At 72.0% G+C, this 19,563-nt stretch carries 15 protein-coding genes; 7 read left to right on the forward strand and 8 right to left on the reverse strand.

What is annotated here, in order from left to right:
- Positions 1-352 precede the first annotated feature (352 nt).
- From AC4OXY_RS43435 to AC4OXY_RS43450, 4 genes are all read right to left on the reverse strand, one after another.
- Positions 353-3,244 (reverse strand): helix-turn-helix transcriptional regulator, encoded by a 2,892-nt coding sequence (locus tag AC4OXY_RS43435; RefSeq protein ID WP_491992469.1) that lies wholly within the window; start codon positions 3,242-3,244, stop codon positions 353-355.
- A gap of 208 nt (positions 3,245-3,452) precedes the next feature.
- Positions 3,453-4,862: an acyltransferase gene (locus AC4OXY_RS43440; protein WP_356038808.1), complete on the reverse strand. Its 1,410-nt coding sequence runs from the start codon at positions 4,860-4,862 to the stop codon at positions 3,453-3,455.
- Between the two features lie 5 nt (positions 4,863-4,867).
- Positions 4,868-6,088, reverse strand: coding sequence for a cytochrome P450 (locus AC4OXY_RS43445; protein WP_356038810.1), 1,221 nt, complete (start codon positions 6,086-6,088; stop codon positions 4,868-4,870).
- Between the two features lie 66 nt (positions 6,089-6,154).
- A complete protein-coding gene (locus AC4OXY_RS43450) occupies positions 6,155-7,378 on the reverse strand; it encodes a cytochrome P450 (protein ID WP_356038813.1) in 1,224 nt (407 codons plus the stop codon).
- A 330-nt stretch (positions 7,379-7,708) separates the two neighbouring features.
- On the opposite strand from AC4OXY_RS43450, the gene AC4OXY_RS43455 reads away from it, so the two are divergent.
- The 4 genes from AC4OXY_RS43455 (at position 7,709) to AC4OXY_RS43470 (ending at position 11,084) form a co-directional block, all read left to right on the forward strand.
- Positions 7,709-7,918, forward strand: coding sequence for a ferredoxin (locus AC4OXY_RS43455; protein WP_356038815.1), 210 nt, complete (start codon positions 7,709-7,711; stop codon positions 7,916-7,918).
- Positions 7,919-7,965: 47 nt separating this feature from the next.
- Positions 7,966-9,216 (forward strand): activator-dependent family glycosyltransferase, encoded by a 1,251-nt coding sequence (locus AC4OXY_RS43460; RefSeq protein WP_356038818.1) that lies wholly within the window; start codon positions 7,966-7,968, stop codon positions 9,214-9,216.
- Between the two features lie 78 nt (positions 9,217-9,294).
- Positions 9,295-10,299 carry a dTDP-glucose 4,6-dehydratase gene (gene rfbB / locus AC4OXY_RS43465; RefSeq protein ID WP_356038820.1) on the forward strand — a complete coding sequence of 335 codons (1,005 nt, stop codon included), beginning with the start codon at positions 9,295-9,297 and terminating at the stop codon, positions 10,297-10,299.
- Positions 10,293-11,084 carry an AfsR/SARP family transcriptional regulator gene (locus AC4OXY_RS43470; protein WP_491992470.1) on the forward strand — a complete coding sequence of 264 codons (792 nt, stop codon included), beginning with the start codon at positions 10,293-10,295 and terminating at the stop codon, positions 11,082-11,084. Before rfbB ends, AC4OXY_RS43470 begins: the two co-directional genes overlap by 7 nt.
- 31 nt (positions 11,085-11,115) lie before the next feature.
- Here the strand turns inward: AC4OXY_RS43470 and AC4OXY_RS43475 are convergent, their stop codons facing one another.
- Entirely contained in the window at positions 11,116-12,120 is a 1,005-nt protein-coding gene (locus AC4OXY_RS43475) for an NAD-dependent epimerase/dehydratase family protein (RefSeq protein ID WP_491992471.1), read from the reverse strand.
- Positions 12,121-12,371: 251 nt separating this feature from the next.
- Between AC4OXY_RS43475 and AC4OXY_RS43480 the strand changes: the two genes are divergently transcribed.
- Entirely contained in the window at positions 12,372-12,965 is a 594-nt protein-coding gene (locus tag AC4OXY_RS43480; RefSeq protein WP_107471433.1) for a dTDP-4-dehydrorhamnose 3,5-epimerase family protein, read from the forward strand.
- A gap of 49 nt (positions 12,966-13,014) precedes the next feature.
- On the forward strand, positions 13,015-14,238 hold the full coding sequence (locus AC4OXY_RS43485) for a macrolide family glycosyltransferase (RefSeq protein ID WP_491992472.1): 1,224 nt from the start codon (positions 13,015-13,017) through the stop codon (positions 14,236-14,238).
- An 80-nt stretch (positions 14,239-14,318) separates the two neighbouring features.
- Here the strand turns inward: AC4OXY_RS43485 and rfbH are convergent, their stop codons facing one another.
- A complete protein-coding gene (gene rfbH / locus AC4OXY_RS43490; RefSeq protein ID WP_356040579.1) occupies positions 14,319-15,620 on the reverse strand; it encodes a lipopolysaccharide biosynthesis protein RfbH in 1,302 nt (433 codons plus the stop codon).
- A 259-nt stretch (positions 15,621-15,879) separates the two neighbouring features.
- On the opposite strand from rfbH, the gene AC4OXY_RS43495 reads away from it, so the two are divergent.
- Entirely contained in the window at positions 15,880-17,244 is a 1,365-nt protein-coding gene (locus AC4OXY_RS43495) for an acyltransferase (protein WP_356040576.1), read from the forward strand.
- 69 nt (positions 17,245-17,313) lie between these two features.
- Here AC4OXY_RS43495 and metK read toward each other — a convergent pair whose 3' ends face one another.
- Positions 17,314-18,537: a methionine adenosyltransferase gene (metK, locus tag AC4OXY_RS43500; RefSeq protein ID WP_491992473.1), complete on the reverse strand. Its 1,224-nt coding sequence runs from the start codon at positions 18,535-18,537 to the stop codon at positions 17,314-17,316.
- An 84-nt stretch (positions 18,538-18,621) separates the two neighbouring features.
- Entirely contained in the window at positions 18,622-19,230 is a 609-nt protein-coding gene (locus AC4OXY_RS43505; RefSeq protein WP_491992474.1) for a nucleosidase, read from the reverse strand.
- Positions 19,231-19,563: the final 333 nt, after the last annotated feature.

Consider the following 19,563-nt stretch of genomic DNA (forward strand, 5'->3'; position numbering starts at 1 on the left):
CGAAGGTTCACTCACGGCTGCTTGACATCTTGAGTATCAGCAGATCATAGCGAGGGGTGCGCCAGCAAGGGGGCTCGGAAAGTCCGCGATAAAGTCGGGCTTGTGCGCCGAATTGCACAAGGCGTCGCCGTGTTCGGCCGTCGGGCCCCTGGCCAGGTCAGGGGCGGCCGCGACAGGGCGGGACGGCGGTCGTGAGCGCCGGTGGACGCCCTGCGTGTCGGGTGAATGGAATCGAGGCGGGAATGCTTAATGATTCCTGAATGAAGGTCAAATGGCTGTGTCAAGCGGAGCGGAAACCGACAGCATTCTGTAATGATTACCGATCGTGCTCGGAGCGTCTTGGGGCGGATCGTCACTGCTCGTGCTCGGAGGTGGTGATCTCCTCCGACGTGAGCACGTCCCGCAGCTGTCGCCGCCCGGACAGGCCGAGCTTGCGATACACCGAGGTCAGATGAACCTCGACCGTCCGCTGTGTCACGTACAGGGACTCGGCGATCCACGCGTTCGACCGGCCGGACGCCGCGAGGCGGGCCACCTGGGACTCGCTCTGTGTGAGCGCTCCCAAGCCCCGGGAAACGGGTCGGCGCGGCCGCGCGCCGGTGGCGAGCAGGGCCCGGTGGGCGACGGTGTACAGGGACCGGGACCCGACGTCGTAGGCCTCCTCCCAGCCCTGCCGCAGCACCGCGCGGGCGTCCTTCGTGTATCCGAGCCGCTGGAGCGCCTTGCCCCGGGCGACCCGCACGCGGGCGCGCACCAGGGCGGCCCGGGTGCCCATGAGCACCTGTTCGGCCTCCTCCAGCAGGAGCGGCCGCTCGCCGTCGCTCGCCGCCGCCCACAGTTCGAGACCTGAGCCCAGGGCGCACGGCAGGCCCGCGGACCGGGCACCGGCGACGGCCTCCTCGGCCAGCGCGGCGGCTGCGCCGTGGTCGCCCAGGGCGAGATGGGCGTGCCCGGCCCAGTACCACCAGGGCGAGACGGCCGGACTGATGCGCTGCCATTCCGCCTGCCGGCGCGCGCACTCCTTGAGAACCGCCAGCGCCCGCTCGTGGTCCTTCGTGTCCAGATGCAGCCGGCCGCGGGCGCACAGCACCTCGTTCCACTGCCAGGAGTCGTCCGGGACGGGGTCGGGTATCTCCTTCTCCAGCAGGATGGCCTGAGCCAGGTCACCCCGGTCGAGCAGGGCGTGCAGCCGTACGGCGAGCGGCAGCGCCTCGTACCGACTGGCGCGCGAGACGGTGACGTCCTTGAGGGCGGTGGCGGTGGCGCGCAGCGCCGGGTCGAGGGAGCCGAGCCGCTGGTGCGCCTCCGCGCTGAGGGCGAGCAGGCTCGGATACGTCTGGTCGAGCAGCGCGTCGGTGCCTTCGAGGAGCCGGTGGTAGCTGCACTCGGCCTCGTGCGGCAGGTCGGCGTAGAGCAGGACGGAAGCGGCCGTGGCGAGGAAGAGCGGGGCGTCGTTGGCCGCCGTGCCGCGGCCGATGACGGCGCGGGCGGCGGCGACCGCCTCGGCGACCCGGTCCAGGCGGGTCACCGAGATGGCGGCGCGGGCCGCGAGCAGTGCGCGCTCCTCGGCGGTGCCGCCGGGCAGGGAGAGGTCGAAGGAGACGGCCTCCAACAGCTGGGTGAAGGCGGCGCGGTTGCCGGTGGCCGCCATCAGCAGCCGGGCTTCCACGAGTTGGGGATCGGCCGTGCCGGAGAGAGGGACGGCCGTCTCGGCGCGGTAGCGGGTCAGGAGTCCGACGGCCCGGTCCACCTGCCCCTGCCGGGTGAGCGCCTCGGCGAGCGACCTGAGGGCCTGGAGCCGCAGTTCCGGCTCGGTCGCCCGGTCCAGCGCCGTGCTCAGGTGGCGGACACTGGCCTCGGGGTCGATCCGGCTCTCCGCCACACCGAGTTCGACGAGCAGGCTCGGTTCGCAGTCCTCCTCGGTGCCCTCGGGCACACACGGGCGCAGCAGTTGTGTCGCGCGCATCGGGGAGGCGCGGAGCATGGCCTCACGGGCGGCCTCCCGCAGCACGGTGCGGGCCCAGGGCTGGTGTGTCGTGGACGGCGCCTGACGCAGGTGCTCGGCCACCTCCGCGGGGCTGGCCCCGGCGTCGTGCAGCAGCCGGGCCGCCCGGCCGTGTGCGGTGTCGCGCTCCTCCTCGGACATCTCGCCCAGGACGGTGTTGCGCAGCAGGGAGTGGGCGAAGGACCAGGTGCCGTCGGCGTTGGAGGTGACCAGTCCCATGAAGACGAGGGCCAGCAGGGAGCGGGCGAAGACGGCGCTGTCCAGCAGGGCCAGGCGTGCGCCGGTCTCCGGGGAGACCTCGTCCCCGAGCACGGCCAGGGCGCGGGCCGCGCGTACGGTGGCCTCCGGGTGCCGGTGCAGCAGCCGCGCCGCGCGCAGCCGGAACGCGGGGATGTCCTGTTCGGACACGGACGTGAAGTGGTCGGCGGTGAGCGGGAGTTCCTCCTCGCGCAGAGCCGTCAGGAGCCGGGCCACCATCAGCGGGTTGCCGTTCGTGGCCGCGAGACAGGACTCGTGGAAGGCCGTGTCGGTCTCCGTACCGAGCAGCCGTCGCGCCAGCAGGCCGATCCCCGCACCGGTCAGCGGCCGTGGCCGCAGCACCCGGCACAGGGGGAGGGCCGCCACCTCGTTGAGGGCCGGTACATGTGTGCCGCTGCGGCGGGTCAGCGCTATCAGTACGGGCAGCCCCGCCATGCGGCGCGCGCCGTGCGCGAGGAAGCGCAGCGACGCGGCGTCGGCCTCCTCCGCGTCATCGACGACGATCGCCAACGGGCCGTTCGCCGCGGCCGACCGGACGATCTCGTGCAGTTCGGCGAGTACGTCGAAGGGCACGCCCGCACCGTCGACGTCGGCGGACCCGGCCACGCGCGCGTCAGACCCGGGCACGGGTGCGTCCGGGCCGGAGGTGCCCGGTGGTTCGGGCCACGTGAGCGGCGGCATCCTGCCGGCGTCGAGGCCGGCCAGCAGGTCGTGGGCGGTGCTCAGCGGCCGCCGGTGGTCCTGCCGGTCGGCGCGGGTGTGGACCACGCGCAGGCCCTGGGCCCGCGCCTGGGCGATCAGGGCACACAGCAGGGTCGACTTGCCGATGCCGTCAGGGCCTTCGAGCATGACGAGACCCGGGTCGCCGGCCGCGGTGCGTCGCGCGAGCTCGCCGAGGAGGGCCAGTTCACGCTCACGCTCCACCGGCTCCGGTCCGCCCGGCTGCGGTTCCCGGGAGCTGTCCCCGTGCGCAGTGATCATCACCCTGTACCTCTCTCCCGGAACGCCGGTGGCGAGCCGGGACCTGTTCCGCCCCCAGGGGGATCGACCGCGCAGACCGGCACGCCGGCCCGGCAACACCCCTCCCCATGGGCCATTTTGGCCTATACCAGGTCGGGAGAGGTATGGGATCGCTTTTTTCCCGCAGCCGCGCCCTGATCCCGCCCCTTCGCCGGCCGGCCGGCGGGCGTCACGATCCGACGGGCGCCGCGCCGCGGGCGTGCAGCCGCTCCCGCCACTGCGGTGTGTGCGCGAGCGCGGCGTCGGACTCCGGCAGACACAGATACACGTCCCGGCCCCCGTCCTCCTGCGGCGTGGGCGCGATGTGCACCGTCGGCACCGGCAGGTCGGGGAACTCGTACCAGAAGGGGCGTCCCGCGCCCAGGTCGATCCGGTACAGCGGGAACTGCGACCAGTTGTTGACCGACAGGGACGTCGTCGACACGTCGGGGGCCCGCACCGACATCACGTGCCGGGACACGCCCTTGCCCCGGTAGGAGCCGAGGAAGGCGATCTCGTCACGGATCTTGTCCTCGGTGTTGCTGTCCAGACAGCGCCGCACGTCCCACGCCACGGCCCCGAGCGGCAGTTCGCGCAACCGGGCGGCGGTGAGCGAGGTCCAGCTGTTGCTGACGCAGTTGCCCCAGTACGACGTCGGCAGCGCGTCGCCCAGCCGGCTCTGCGCACCGACGATCAGCCCGAGCCACTCCGCGGCGTCGGCCGGCCGGTCCCGCAGCTCGCCCAGCACCTGCCACAGGTGCGCGGTGAGCGCGTCGTTCGTCGACACCCACGCGTCGGCGGCGGGCAGGGTCCGCTGGGCCTCGGCCTTGAGCGCGGCCAGTTCCCCCGCGCCGAACCGGGTGGTGATCGTGGCGAGTTTGTTGACACCGACGCGCAGCGTGGTCGCCAGGTGCCGCACCCGGCCCACGGCCACGAACGCCCGCCCTGCGCGCGTGGCGGGGTCCGCGGACAGCCGGCCCAGCGCGTCCAGCACCCCACGGTCGTGACTGGGTTCCTCCCACGACAGCCCGAGGTGCTCGCGCGACCAGCTCTCCAGGAAGGCGACGGTGCTGCCGCCGTCCGCGAGGCTGTGGTTGATGAGCACGCCGAGGACCGATCCGCCGCCCTTCATCCGCGTCAGCCGGATCTTCAGCAGCGGAGTGTCCCGGTCCACCACGCGAAAGGCGCTCACCTCGCGCAGCAGCTCCCCGATGACCGGCGCGGCGCGCAGACCGTGGCCGTAGTCGCGCATCGGGTCGGGGCAGGACGCCTCGGTGAACCGGACGCCCGCGTCGTTGCACAGCACGCTCAGTCCGCCGTCCGCGTCGCGCTGGAGGCGCCCGGCCAGCAGCGGGTAGCGGCGCAGCGTGCGCGCCAGGGAGTCGCGCAGTGCCGCGCCGTCGAGGGTGTCGCGGTAGAAGAACGTCAGCGGGGTGTACCACGGTCCGGTCAGCAGGTCGTAGCCGGTCAGCCGGATCCGGGCGCCGTCGGCCGTCCCGGCGCGCACGGTGTGCACCCGCTCCACCCGGCTGTCGACGGTCGTGCGGAACGCGGGCAGGTCCTTCTTCGCCCCACGGCGCCCGGAGCCCTTTCGTGCCATGGCTGTCAGTCCCAGGCCACGAGCAGCTGGTCCACGCCGTAGTGCACCGCTCGGTCGCGCAGCGGCACCTCCCCGGCCGGTGCCGCCAGCCGCAACGACGGGAAGCGCTCGAACAGGCTGCGCAGCCCGATCCGCATGCTGGCCCGTGCCAGATGCTGGCCCAGACACTGGTGCGCGCCGAAGCCCAGCGCGAGGTGCTTGCGGGGGACACGGGTGACGTCGAGCCGGTCGGGGTCGGTGAAGACCTCGGGGTCGCGGTTGGCGGCGGGCAGCGACAGCACCACCGTCTGACCTGCCTTGATCGTGGTGCCGCCGATCTCGACGTCCTCCAACGCGCAACGGCTGGAACCCATCTGAGAGATCGTCAGATAGCGCAGCAGCTCGTCCACCGCCCCGGCCTCGTACAGCTCCGGCCGCTCGCGCAGCAGGGCCAGCTGGTCCGGGTGCTCCAGCAGGGCGAAGGTGCTCAGGGCCAGCATGTTCGGCGTGGTGTCGAGCGAGCCGCCCAGGGTGAGGACGGCGAGGTTGACCAGCTCGTCCTCGGTCAGCTCACCGGTCGACGCCAGCCGGCCGAAGAAGTCCTCGCCCTGCTCCGCCATCCGCTCGCGCACCATCGGACGGATCAGCCCGTCCATCGACTCCACGTGGTGGATGAACTCCTCCAGCGTGTACGTGAGCGTCATCAGCGCCGAGAAGTGCTCCTGGATGCCGTCCATCAGCTCCGGCGAGACATCCATCAGCGAGCACACCGAGCGCAGGCTGACCTTCTCGGCGAAGTCGGTGACCAGGTCCGCGGGCGAGCCCTTGGCGGCCATCTCCTCCAGCGCCTCACCCACGATGCGCGTCAGCTGCGGCTCGTACTGCTGGATGCGCCGCAGCGTGAAGTGGCCCGCCAGCAGCCGCCGGTACTTGGTGTGCTCAGGGGCGTCCATCTTCGCGAACGACCCGGGCGGCGAGGGCTGCGGGGCGTACTCGGTCATCGGGAACGGCGGCGCGACCACGTGCGCCAGCAACTCGTTGCGGTGGCTGAAGCGGTCGTCGGCGAGGATCTGCCGGACCAGGTCATGACGGGTCACCAGCCAGCCCGACGTGTCCTTCGGCGCCACCTGGAAGGTGACGGGGCTGACCGGCTGCTCGGCACGCAGCCGGGCGTACTCGGTGGGCGGGTCGAACGGGCACTTTCCCCGCTCCGAGGGAATCACGGGCGGGCCGGGCCTGGTCTTCATGGAGTCGCTCCGTCGCGAGAGGGGCCGAGGCTGAGGGGATGGGGGAGAGACATGGGCGAAACGGCCTCACGCGCGCCGCACGCGCAGGGGCAGATGGCGGGCACCGAAGACGTTCGTGCCGTGCCAGCTGAGCCGCGCCGCCGGGTCGACGGCGATGCCGCTGTACCGGTCCAGCAGCGCGTCGAGCGCGATCCGGCCTTCGAGCCGGGCCAGCGGTGCCCCGATGCAGTAGTGGATGCCGTGTCCGAACGCGGCCTGCCGGGCGTTGGAGCGCTCCGGGCGGAACGCGTCCGCGTCCTCGAAGACCTCCTCGTCCCGGTTGGCCGACAGCAGCCACAGATGGACGAGGGTGTCGGGGCCGAGGTCCGTGCCGGCGACGACGGTGGCGGCCGTCGTGACCCGCTCGATCCGGGTGAACGGCGGGCGCAGGCGCAGCGTCTCCTCCAGGACCGCCGGGACCAGCGAACGGTCCGCGCGCACCCGCTCCAGCAGCTCCGGATCGCGGTCCAGGCACAGCAGCGCGTTGCCCACGAGCACCGACGTGGTGATGTGCCCGGCGAGCAGCAGCAGCGTGGCGAAACTCGCGATGTCCTCGTCGTCCAGCCGCTCACCGTCGAGTTCGGCGCCGACCAGGGTGCCCAGCAGATCACCGCTCGGCTCCGAGCGGCGGGCCTCGATGAAGCCCTGGAGGTACGCGGAGATGGTGACCGCGGTCTCCTCCATCCGCCGTACGCTCTCGGGGTCGTCCGGATCGGTCGACAGCAACTGGTCGGCCCAGCCCTGGAACCGGTCGCGGTCCTCGGTGGGGACGCCCAGCATGCGCGCGATGACCGTCACCGGCAGCGGGTTGGCCAGCGCGTCCACGAGGTCGAAGGCGTCCTCGGGGGCGGCGTCCAGCAACTGCCCGGTCAGCTCGGTGATCCACGGCTCCAGGCCGGCGATCAGTCCCGGGGTGAACGCCCGGCTCACCAGACGGCGCATCTTGCCGTGCAGCGGCGGGTCCAGGAGCAGCAGCGTGCCCCGCGGGGCCTGCTTCTCACCGCCCGACAGCCGGCCCACCGTGTCCGAGGAGAACGTCGCCGGATCGGCGAGGATCCGCTGCACGTCGGCGTGGCGGAAGACGTGCACGTTGCCGTTGCCGTCCCGCCACACCGGCTGCTCCTCGCGCATCCGCGCCGCCCAGGCCAGCAGCGTGACGCCGCCGTCGGGCTCGACGGTCGGCGGGTGTTCGAGCCGGACGTCGGCCCCGGGCGTCGGGTCGAGCACGTCCGAGGTGCCTTGCTGCGCCACCCGGATTCCCCTTTCGCAGATGTCGTACGACGGTCCCGCGGGCACCGTCCGTTTCACCGGCGCCGCCACCCGGTCGCCCGGCCACCCCAACACGACCGCGCCGCGCCGGGCCAGCGGGGCCCGCGCTGTCTAGGGATTCACCCGAGAACCGGCGAGTACCCACAACCCCCGCCCCGCGCACACCGGTTCCCGCGGCCCGCACACCGGCCGAATCTCTGGAGGAAACCCCAGACAGCGACCCGCGCACGGCCGATCCCCGCACCGGCACCGCAAGATGAGCTCGCCGCGGCAACCCACCGGCCCGGCACGGCGAGCGCACAGGAGGCCCGCATGGACATCGCGATCGACCACGACAGGTGCATCGGCGCCGGCCAGTGCGCCCTCATCGCCCCCGAGGTCTTCGACCAGGGCGACGACGGACTGGCCCTGCTGCTGGTCGACCGGCCCGGCGCCGCGCAGGCCCCCGCCGTGCGCGAGGCGTCCGAGTCCTGCCCGCTGAGCGCCATCACCGTGACGGAGGACCGGGATCCGGCGGCCTGAGCGCCGCCCCGGGCCACCCCCACGGAACCGACTGAGGAGAGGAATCCATGCGCGTCCTGTTCGCCGGCCTGCCGGAGAAGTCACACGTCTTCACGATGGTGCCGCTGGCCTGGGCCCTGACGGCCGCCGGACACGAGGTGCTGATGGCCAACGCGCCGTCGCTCAACGAGGCCGTCACCGGCGCCGGACTGGTGGCCGCGCCGATCGGCACCGACCACGACGACGTCCATCGCGACATGGCCGTCGCCCGGGACTCGCAGGACGCCGATGTCGCCAACTGGAGCCGCCTGGGCTACGGCGACGTCGACCACGCGAGCCTGGTCGAGCGGTACTCCATCAGCGTTCCCCACGGGTTCGCCCGCTACAACGCCCCGATCCTCGACGACCTCGTCGCACTCGCCCGGGACTGGCGGCCCGACCTCGTCGTACGCGACCCGATCGCCTACGCGGGCGGCATCGCCGCACGCGCCTGCGGCGCCGCGCACGCGCGCCTGCTGTGGTCCGCCGACGTCTACGGTCAGGCCCGCGCCACGTTCGTCGAACTCGCCCAGGACGTGCCGCAGGACCAGCGCGCCGACCCCCTCGCCGACTGGATCGACGAACGCGGAAGCGCCTACGGGGTCCGCTGCGACGAGGAGCTGCTGAACGGGCAGTTCACCCTCGACACGCTGCCGCCGAGCCTGCGCCCGCCGAGCGAGCTGCACCAGATCTCGATGCGGTACGTGCCCTACAACGGCCCCGCGGTGCGGTGGCAGTGGCTGCGCGAGGAGCCCAAGCGGCCCCGCGTCTGCGTCACCCTGGGCCGCACCAACACCGAGGCCTACGGAGGCGACTACGTCGACATCGCCGAACTGCTGCGCGCCCTGTCGCGGCTGGACGCCGACATCGTCGCCGCCCTCATGCCCGAGCAGGCCGAGCAGCTGGACAACCTGCCCGCCAATGTCCTGGCCGTCAGCGGAGTCGCGCTCAGCACCCTGATGCCGACGTGTTCCGCCGTGGTCCACCACGGCGGCTGGGGCAGCTTCTCCACCGCCCTGGTCAACGCCGTGCCGCAGCTCGCCGTGTCCACCCTCGTCGCGGACCAGGAACTGCGCGGACGCTCCCTCGAAGACGCCGGCGCCGGCTTCTTCCTGCACCACACCGACGCCGACCCCGACCGGGTCAGCGACCTCACCCGGCGACTCCTGGAGGATCCCTCCCATGCCGCCGCCGCACGCCGGCTGCGGGACGAGTCCGCCGCCATGCCCACCCCGCACGCCGTCGTCGCGGAACTCGAACGTCTCGTCGCGGCCCGCTGAACCCCGGCGCGACCGCACACACCGTCAGAAAGGAGGACGGCGCCCGCTCGGCACGCCCGGTGACGCGCCGCACCCACGATGAGTCAGACGCGCATCCTGGTGACCGGCGGTGCCGGTTTCATCGGCTCCCACTACGTCCGGACCCTGCTCGGGGCCCTCGGCCCCGACGACGTCACCGTCACCGTGCTCGACGCCTTCACCTACGCCGCCAACCTGGCCAACCTGGACCCGGTGGCGCACTCCGACCGCTACCGGCTCGTCGTCGGCGACATCTGCGACCGCGAGCTGGTCGACGGCCTGATGGCCGAGCACGACCAGGTGGTGCACTTCGCCGCCGAGTCCCACGTGGACCGATCCCTGGCCAGCGCCGCCGAGTTCGTACGCTCCAACGTCCTGGGCACCCAGACCCTGCTGGACGCCGCCCTGCACCAGGGCATCGACCGGTTCGTGCACATCTCCACGGACGAGGTCTACGGCTCCATCCCGGCCGGTTCCTGCTCCGAGGAGCAGCCGCTGCACCCCAACTCGCCGTACGCCGCGTCCAAGGCGTCCAGCGACCTGATCGCGCTGTCCTACCACCGCTCCCACGGTCTGGACGTGTGCGTGACCCGCTGCTCGAACAACTACGGGTACCACCAGTACCCCGAGAAGATCATCCCGCTGTTCGTCACCCGCCTGCTCGCGGGCCAGAAGGTCCCGCTCTACGGCGACGGCCTGAACGTGCGCGACTGGCTGCACGTCGACGACCACATCCGCGCCGTCGAACTGGTCCGCACCCGGGGCCGCGCCGGTGAGGTCTACAACATCGGCGGCGGCACCGAACTGGACAACCGCGGTCTGACCGAACTCCTCCTGGAGGCCTGCGGCGCCGACTGGGACAGCGTGGAGTACGTCACCGACCGCAAGGGCCACGACCGCCGCTACTCCGTGGACTGGCGCAAGGCCCACGTCGAGCTCGGCTACAAGCCGCACGTCGACTTCACGGAGGGCCTCGCCGAGACGGTCGCCTGGTACCGGGACAACCCCGAGGTGTGGAGCCGGACCACCCGGCCCGGTACGGGGACGGGAACCGCACCGTGCTGACCTGGCACACTCTCGGCGCGCTGCGGGTCTCTGCCGACGGCCGTGACGTCACCCCCACGGCACCGAAGGTCCGCCAGGTGCTCGCCCTGCTGCTCGCCCGCCGCAACTCGGTCGTCTCGCTGCGCGCGCTGACGACCGAGCTGTGGGCCGAGGACCCGCCGCGCAGTGCCACCGCCACCGTGCAGACGTACGCGTACCAGCTGCGCAAGGCGCTGCACGGTGGCGAGGACCCCGGCCCCGGCGAGCCCGGTCCGCTCGTCACCCACGCCCACGGCTACCTGCTGCAGGTCGGGCCGGGCGAGTGCGACGCGGAGGAGTTCGCCCATCTCACCGGCCTGGCCCGCACGACACTCGCCGCCGGTGACCCGGCCGGCGCCGAGGCGCTGCTCGACCGGGCCCTCGGGCTGTGGGACGGACCGCCGTTCGCCGACGTCACTCCCGGCCCGGCCGTGCACGGGCACGCCCTGCGCCTGAAGGAACTCCACCTTCAGGCCGAGGAGTTGCGGGTCATCGCCGGCCTGCGCCTGGACCGGCACCGTGAACTCGTCGGTGAGTTGAAGGAGCTGGCCTGCGCACGGCCGCTGCACGAATGGTTCCAGGGCGCTCTCATCATCACCCTGGAGCGGTGCGGCCGGCGCGGCGAGGCGCTGGAGGTCTACCGGCGGCTGCGCGCCCAACTCCGCGACGAACTGGGCCTGGACCCCTCACCGGGGTTGCAGCGGCTGCGCCAGCACATGCTGACCGACCGCGTCAGCACGGCCGACCTGGACCTCCTGCCCGGCTGACGTGCCGTCCACGGCGGCCGGGGCCGCCCGCTCACCCGTCGGCGGCGGGGCCGTCCTGCTGCTCGGCCGCGGCCTGCCACAGATCCCGCACCATGTCGCGGGGCGTACGCCGCGGCCGCCAGCCGAGAAGCGTGCGCGCCGCCGACACGTCCACGGCCATCCAGTCGGTGTCCGTCAGCCCACGCGACTGCGCGACCGGACGCTCCACGAGCCGGGCGGGACGGCCGCTGATCGACATCAGCAGGTCCACCATGTCCCGCACCGGCTGCGAGACACCGCTCGCGATGTTGACCACGCGACCGCCGGCGTCCGGGGAACGCAGCGCCGCGACGACGGCCCGTGACACGTCCTGTGCGTCGACGAAGTCACGGCTGCTGCGCAGCGGCGACACCCGCACCTCCGCCGTCCGCCCCTCGGCGGCCCCCTCCAGCAGCTGCGCGGCCACCTGGCCGAGCAGGCTCGCCCGAGGGGTGCCGGCGCCGATCACGTTCGACAGCCGCAGCACCACCGCGTCTGCCGTACCGGTCCCGGCGGCCCGCAGCACCGCCCGCGTGCCGTGCAGCTTCGTCCGCCCGTAGTCGGTGGCCGGTTCCTCCGGGGAGGACTCCGTGAGCCACACCTCCCGGGGCTGCGGGCTGTACTCGTGCACCGAGCCCAGCTGCACCAGTCGTGGCCGCGGGCCGGCGGCGGCCAGCGCCGTGAGCAGCCGATCCACGAGCAGCTGGTTGCTGCGGCGCATCCGGTCGGCCGTGGGCGACCACACCTCTCCCGCGGCGTTCACCACGCCCACCGGGCTTGCCTCGTCGATCAGTTCGACCATCGCCCGCGGCTCGGCGTCGACCAGGTCCATGGGGTGGAAGTGCCAGGACGCCGGAGTCTTGCGGGGGTGACGGGCGACGGCGAGGACCTCGTAGCCGGCCTGTTCCAGGGCGGCTCCCACATGACGGCCGACGAATCCGGTCGCCCCGAGAACCAGCACGCGGCCGGACCCCCTGTCCGCCTCGCACGGCCGTCCCAGCGCACCGACCTCCGGCATGCCGTCTCTCCTCCCGGATCCGCGCACCGCGCACCCGTTCACCGTCGCTGCCCCGCCCGATCGCGGGTCTGACGACACCACTGAAGCAGCCGTCGATCGAGGATCGCTCCAGACTCCATCGACCTTCATGGACCTCCATCGATCGTCAAGGATCGTCATCGATCTCCATCGACCGGAACCGTCCACCGACGGCTCTCGATCGGTCCTCGATCCCCACGCCCTACGGTGTGGCCACCATGAAGGTTCGAGAGATGGCTGTGCCGGACGCGTACCACATCACGCCGCACCAGATCCGTGACGAGCGCGGCAGTTTCTACGAGTCGTTCCGGCACGACAGGCTGGCCGCGGAGATCGGCCGCCCCGTGCCCGTGGCGCAGGTGAACTACTCGGTGTCGCGCCGCAGCACCCTGCGCGGACTGCACGGCACACTGCTGCCACCGGGGCAGGCCAAGGTGGTGTGCGTGGTGCGCGGCGCCGTCCTCGACATCGTCGTGGACCTGCGGGTCGGCTCCCCCACGTGGGGAGTGCACGAGGCGAACTGGCTGTCCGCCGAGACGGGCGAGACGCTGTTCGTCGCCGAGGGCCTGGTGCACGGCTTCCTCGCCCTCACGGACGACACCTGTGTGTCCTACCTGTGCTCCACCGAGTTCGTGCCCGGCACCCAGGTGGACATCGACCCCTTCGACCCCGATCTCGCCCTGCCCTGGAGCCTGTCGGAGGCGCCGCTGATGTCCGAGAAGGACCTGAAGGCGATCTCCGTCGCCGAGGCCCGGGACACCGGACTCCTGGCCCGCTACGAGGACTGCCTGGCGCACTACGAGGCGCTGAGGGCGGACGCCCGCTGATCCACCGCCGCGGCCCTCCCCGGGCCGTCAGACACCTTTCGGAGAGCCGATGCCGCCCGGCACGCCCACACCCCCGCGCCACTACGCCCTGCTCCTGTTCCCCGACTACGGCCACATCGCCCCCACGCTGGGAGTGGCCCGCGAACTGCGCGCCCGCGGCCACCGTGTCACCTACGTCGTCGACGAACGCTTCGCACCGGTCGTGGCGGACTGCGGCGCCCGCGCCGTGACCTACGCCTCCGCGCGCGGCGACTTCTACCGGGCCGCCGACCCGAACCCGGACCGGCTCGCCCGCGACGGCTTCGACCTCCTCCTCGACACCGTGCGCACCGTCTACCCCGCCGCCCTGGACGCCTTGGCCGGCGACCCGCCCGACGTCGTGCTCTACGACTTCGAGACGGTCGCCGCCGCCCGCGTGCTCGCGCGCGTCCTGGGGGCCGTACCGGTGCAGGTCTGCCCGAGCCACGCCGCCAACGAGAAGTTCTCGCTGCGCGCCCAGATGTGGGACCCCGGGCACCCGCTGATGGCCGAGGGCGCCCGGGTGCTCATCGGCTTCATGGGCGAACACGGCATCGGACCGGACGAGATGGGCCGCTACGGCGCCGAGTGGGACACCCGCAACCTGGTCTTCCTGCCGCGCGCCTTCCAGATCGAGGGCGACAGCTTCGACGACCGGTTCGCCTTCGTGGGTCCCACGTTCGGCGAGCCCGAGCCCGGCCTCTGGTCGCCGCCCGGAGACGGGCGCCGGGTCGCCCTGGTCTCCCTGGGCACCGAGGCGGGGGACCGCGGCGACTTCTTCCGCCTGTGCGCCGAGGCCTTCCCGCCGGCCGACTGGCACGTCGTCATGACGCTCGGCCGGGGCAGCGACCCCGCGCTGCTCGGCCCGCTGCCGGCACACGTCGAAGCGCACCCCTGGCTGCCGCACCCCGCCGTGCTGCCGCACGCCGACGTGTTCGTCTGCCACGCCGGCATGGGCAGCCTGATGGAGTCCCTGTCCTACGGCACCCCCGTGGTGGCCCTGCCGACCGCCCACGAACTGGTGCTCAGCGCACGGCGGTTGGAGGAGTGCCGGGTCGGACGCGCCCTGGACCGGACCGGACTGACCGCTGATGGTCTCGCCGCCACGGTGGCGGAACTGCTCGCCGACCCCGACGGACCGGCGGCCCTCGCCGCCCTGCGCGACGCCATCCGCACGGCGGGCGGCGCCCCCCGCGCCGCCGACCTGCTGGAGACCTGGGCCACCCAGGACCCGGCGACCCCGGCGGCCGGCTGAGCGTCCGCCGCACACGCACGACGGGGTGGGTCCCGGCACCGTCCGGTGCCGGGACCCACCCCGTCGGTGTCGGGCGAGACTCAGTGCGGCAGGGTCACGTACTCCATGACCGTGTCGATGCTGTAGTCGATCATCTCGTCGGTCAGCCCCGGATACACACCGATCCAGAACGTCCGCTCGGTCGTGATGTCACTGTTGGTCAGCGGGCCGCTGACCCGGAACTCCCGCCCCTCGTAGGCCGGATGACGGGTCAGGTTGCCCGCGAAGAAGCGGCGCGTGGCGACCTTGCTGGACTCCAGATGGTCGATGAGGGCGGCGGGCTCGAACGGCGCGCCCGGCTGCACGGTGATGGCGAAGCCGAACCAGCTCGGGTCGCTGCCCGGGGTCGCCTCCGGGAGCAGCAGGTGCGGCAGCCCGTCCAGGCCCTCCCGCAGCCGGGCCCAGTTGTGGCGGCGTGCCTTGCCGAACTCGTCGATGCGGCTGAGCTGCTGGAGTCCGAGCGCCGCGGAGATGTCCGTCGACTTCAGGTTGTAGCCCACGTGGGAGAAGATGTACTTGTGGTCGTAGCCCTCCGGCAGTGACCCCATCTGCTGCTCGAACCGCTTGAAACAGCGGTTGTCCTCACCCGGCTCGCACCAGCAGTCGCGGCCCCAGTCGCGCATCGACTCCACGACCCGGGCCAGGATCAGGTTGTCCGTCAGCACACAGCCGCCCTCGCCCATGGTGATGTGGTGGGCCGGGTAGAAACTCTCGGTCGCCAGGTCACCGAAGGTTCCGGTCAGCCGCCCCTCGTAGGTGCTGCCCAGGGCGTCGCAGTTGTCCTCGATGAGGAACAGGTCGCGGTCCTGGGCCAGTTGGGCGATCTCACGGACCTGGAAGGGATTGCCCAGCGCGTGCGCCATCATGATCGCCCGGGTGCGCGGGCCGATCGCCTGCTCCACCCGCTCCAACGACGCGTTGTAGGTGCCCAGTTCGACGTCGACGAAGACCGGCACCAGGCCGTTCTGCAGGATCGGGTTGACCGTCGTGGGGAACCCGGCGGCAACCGTGATCACCTCGTCGCCCGGCTTCAGCCGGTCCTCGCCCAGCTGCGGCGAGGTCAGGCTGCTCAGCGCCAGCAGGTTGGCCGACGAACCGGAGTTGGTCAGATGCGCCTTGCGCAGACCGAAGTACTTGGCCAGCGATCGTTCCAGCTTGCGTGAACTGACGCCGGCGGCGATCCGCATGTCGAGCGCCGCCTCCACCAGTGCCACCCGGTCGTCCTCGGTGAGCACCGCTCCGGATGCCAGCACCGGCGTGCTGCCCGGCACGAACCCCGACGAGGCGGTGGAACGGTGGTACTCCCGCACCAGGTCGAGGATCTCGGTCTTGTCGTTCCCCACGGCTGATGGCCTCCTGTTGTGTACCGGTGGGGACGATACGTACGGCCGGCTCGCAGTCGAAGCGGGTCCCCACACCCGTATCGCATTCGATCGGGGGAACTCCAGACCAGCACGCGCGCCCGCCCACGGGCCAGGCACACCGGACGATTCTAGGGAACCACCAAAAGCCCGCGCGTCTGGGGATTTCATCGTCCGGCATCCGGCACTGTGAAGTACCCGGCCCCCGTGGGGCTTTCGTCCATCCCTGGAGCCGCAAGCGATGAAGTACGGCCGCCCGCCGGGCAAACCCGAGCGCACCGTCGTCCTGCGCGGAGGAGGCACGTCCGGTGAGCGTGTCCGGCTCGGCGTCCACGACCTGATGAACGGCACCTTCGCCACACCGCGCACCTTCTTCTACCGGCAGACCCTGGACGCCGACGCCCTGGCCGACTCCCTGCGCCGCACCCTGGCGCACTATCCGCTGCTCACCGGGCGCCTCGTACGCGACGACGACGGCGGACTCAGCGTGGTGTGCAACGACGCGGGCGCCGTCCTCGCCGTCGCCCACCGCGACAGCGCCATGCCGGACTACGGGCCCGACCGGTCCGCCAGAGGGGACCTGCGCCGCTACATCCACTCCGTGAACGCCTTCCGCGTCGTCGGCCACGACACGCCGCTGCTCACCGTCAAGGTCACGCACATGCGCGGCGGCGGCTCCGTGCTCGGCGTCAGCATCAACCACAGCATTGTCGACGGCGGCGGTTTCCTCGACTTCCTGCACCACTGGTCCCGCACGCATGCGGGGCAGGACTTCCCCGCTTCCCCGTACGACCGTGCGCTCCTGGACGGCCTGGCCGACGACGCGCGACCCGAACCGGACGACCCGCAGTACGAGGTCGTCACCGGACGGCGGAAATTAGGGTTCCTCTGGAAGGTCAACGCCCGCGCGCACACGATGCGCACCATCACCGTCCGCTTCACCGCCGCGGAGGTCCTCGCCCTGCGCGAGACCGCACGCGCCGGACAGGACCACGACCGGCCCCCCGCCTCCAGCGGCGACGCACTCGGGGCACACGTGTGGCGGGTCCTCGGGGCGCTGCGCGACCGCGCACCCGACGCCGAGGAGCGCCTTGGCATCGTCGTCGGCCTGCGGGCCGCCCTCAAGGACCGCCTCCCGGACGGCTATTGGGGCAACGCGGTGTCCAACACCACGGCCGTGCTCCGGGCCCGCGAGCTGCGCGAGGAGCCCCTCGCCCGTGCCGTCGGCGCGGTACACACCGCCTTGGACCGTGTCACACCCGAACGGGTACGTCAGGAGGTGGCCTTCCTGGCGGCCCAGCGGCGCGCCGGGCGCTCCGCGCGGGTCCTCAGCCGGATGTCGCTGGACGCGTTCGAGGGGACGGTCGCGCTGAACAACGCCAGCCGACTGCCCGTGTACGCGCTGGAGTTCGGCGCCGGCCGGCCGTTCTGGTTCGAGTTCCCGGCAAACCCCATTCCCTGGACCGTACTGGTCACACCCACCCCGGACGACGACCACAGCCGCGACGTCCGCCTGAGCGTTCCCCGCGAGGCCGCGGACGCGCTGGCCGAGCCACGGTGGGCCGCATGTCTGCACAGCGCCGCCGACCGGCTGGGCAGCCCCTGAACGCGGGTCCCGGTCCCGACTACCCCGGCCGGGACCGGGACCCGCTTCCCCATCGCGAAGGGGACGGAGCTACATCTCCGCGGCCTTGCGCAGGGCGTCCACGCGGTCGGTGCGCTCCCAGGTGAAGTCGGGCAGCTCCCGGCCGAAGTGGCCGTAGGCCGCGGTCTGGGAGTAGATCGGGCGGAGCAGGTCGAGGTCGCGGATGATCGCGGCCGGACGCAGGTCGAAGACGGCGTCGATGGCCTTCTCGATCTTCTCGGTCTCGACCTTGTGGGTGCCGAACGTCTCGACGAACAGACCGACGGGCTCGGCCTTGCCGATCGCGTACGCGACCTGCACCTCGCAGCGGGAGGCCAGCCCGGCCGCCACCACGTTCTTGGCGACCCAGCGCATCGCGTACGCCGCCGAGCGGTCCACCTTGGACGGGTCCTTGCCCGAGAACGCGCCGCCGCCGTGCCGGGCCATGCCGCCGTACGTGTCGATGATGATCTTGCGGCCGGTCAGACCGGCGTCGCCCATCGGGCCGCCGATCTCGAAACGGCCGGTCGGGTTGACCAGCAGGCGGTAGCCGTCGGTGTCGAGCTTGATGCCGTCCTCCAGCAGGGCCTTCAGCTCGGGCTCCACGACGAACTCACGGATGTCGGGGGCGAGCAGCGACTCCAGGTCGATGTCGGAGGCGTGCTGCGAGGAGACGACGACCGTGTCCAGACGGACGGCCTTGTCGCCGTCGTACTCGATGGTGACCTGCGTCTTGCCGTCCGGGCGCAGGTAGGGGATCGTGCCGTTCTTGCGGACCTCGGACAGCCGCTTCGACAGGCGGTGCGCCAGGAAGACCGGCAGCGGCATCAGCGTCGGCGTCTCGTCGGACGCGTAGCCGAACATCAGGCCCTGGTCGCCCGCGCCCTGCTTGTCCAGCTCGTCACCCCGGTCACCTGCGGCGGCACCCTCGACCCGCTTCTCGTACGCCGTGTCGACGCCCTGCGCGATGTCCGGGGACTGCGCGCCGATGGACACCGACACGCCGCAGGAGGCGCCGTCGAAGCCCTTCTCGGAGGAGTCGTAGCCGATCTCCAGGACCTTGTCGCGGACCAGGGTCGCGATGTCCGCGTACGCCTTGGTCGTGACCTCGCCGGCCACGTGCACCAGGCCGGTGGTGATCAGCGTCTCGACGGCGACCCGGGAGGTCGGGTCCTCGCGCAGAAGCGCGTCGAGAATGGTGTCGCTGATCTGGTCAGCGATCTTGTCGGGGTGGCCCTCGGTCACGGACTCCGAGGTGAACAGGCGACGAGGCATGACTCTCCAGAGATACGTCGGTGCCCCGGACGGGACACCGTACGGACGGACGGTTCGGGTTGCCGTGCCTGCCGGCACGGCCGTTCAGAGCAGGTGCCGGCGCATCCAGTCGGCCAGCGCGCCGGAGGCCACCGCTGCCGCCTCGGGCCACTCCCGCTCGGCGGACTCGTCGGCCTGGTCGCTCACGTACTTCACGATCCGCACCGGCACGCCGAACCGTTCGGCCACGGCGGCGATCGCGTAGCCCTCCATGTCGACCAGATCGGCCCGCTCGGCCAGCAGCGCGCGGGTGCGACCGTCGGCGACGAAGGCGTCACCGGTGGCCAGGGTGGGGCCGGGCTCGGGCCGTACGGTCAGCGGACGGCTGTAGTGGACCCCGCTGAGCCGGTGGAGCACCTCGTCCGGCAGGTCGTGCTGAATGACCCGGCTCACCTCCACGACCCCGCACGGCAGGTCCCGGAGCGAGCCGGCCGTACCGACGTTGACGATCTCCCGCGGCCGGACCGACGACAGCGCCAGCGTCAGCTCCACGGCGGCCCGTACCTTCCCCATTCCGGTGACCAGTACGGGAAAGGTGTCGTCGAAACACGCCGCCTCGGCTTCCGCCGCCACCACGATCAACGGACGGTCGGGGCGTACGGCGCCGCGGAGGCGAGCGGTGAAGGAGGCTTCGGGCAGGGGTGAGAGCTGCACGGGATTTCCTGTTCGGGAGGGGCCGTGGTGGCGGGACCGGTGTCAGGCGTTCTGGACGGCCGGCTGCGTGGCCGGCGCGGCTCCGGCGAAGTCCAGCGGCCCCGGTGACAAACCGGCAGTAAAGGGCACGTAATTGGTGGACACGGTGCTCCCGTGAAGCGAGGCGGCGGCGGACCGTGAGATCACGGCCGTTCCCATGTTTGCCTCGATCGGACCAGGAGATCCCTAAAGCGTGCACCCCCACGAGATCCCGGAAGGAGCGATCGCGAATATGTCTACTGCGGGGCCGCAGGCGGTGGCATACTCGCACAGCTTATGTTTGCTCAAAACGCC

Source organism: Streptomyces sp. HUAS MG56 (genome assembly GCF_058673395.1).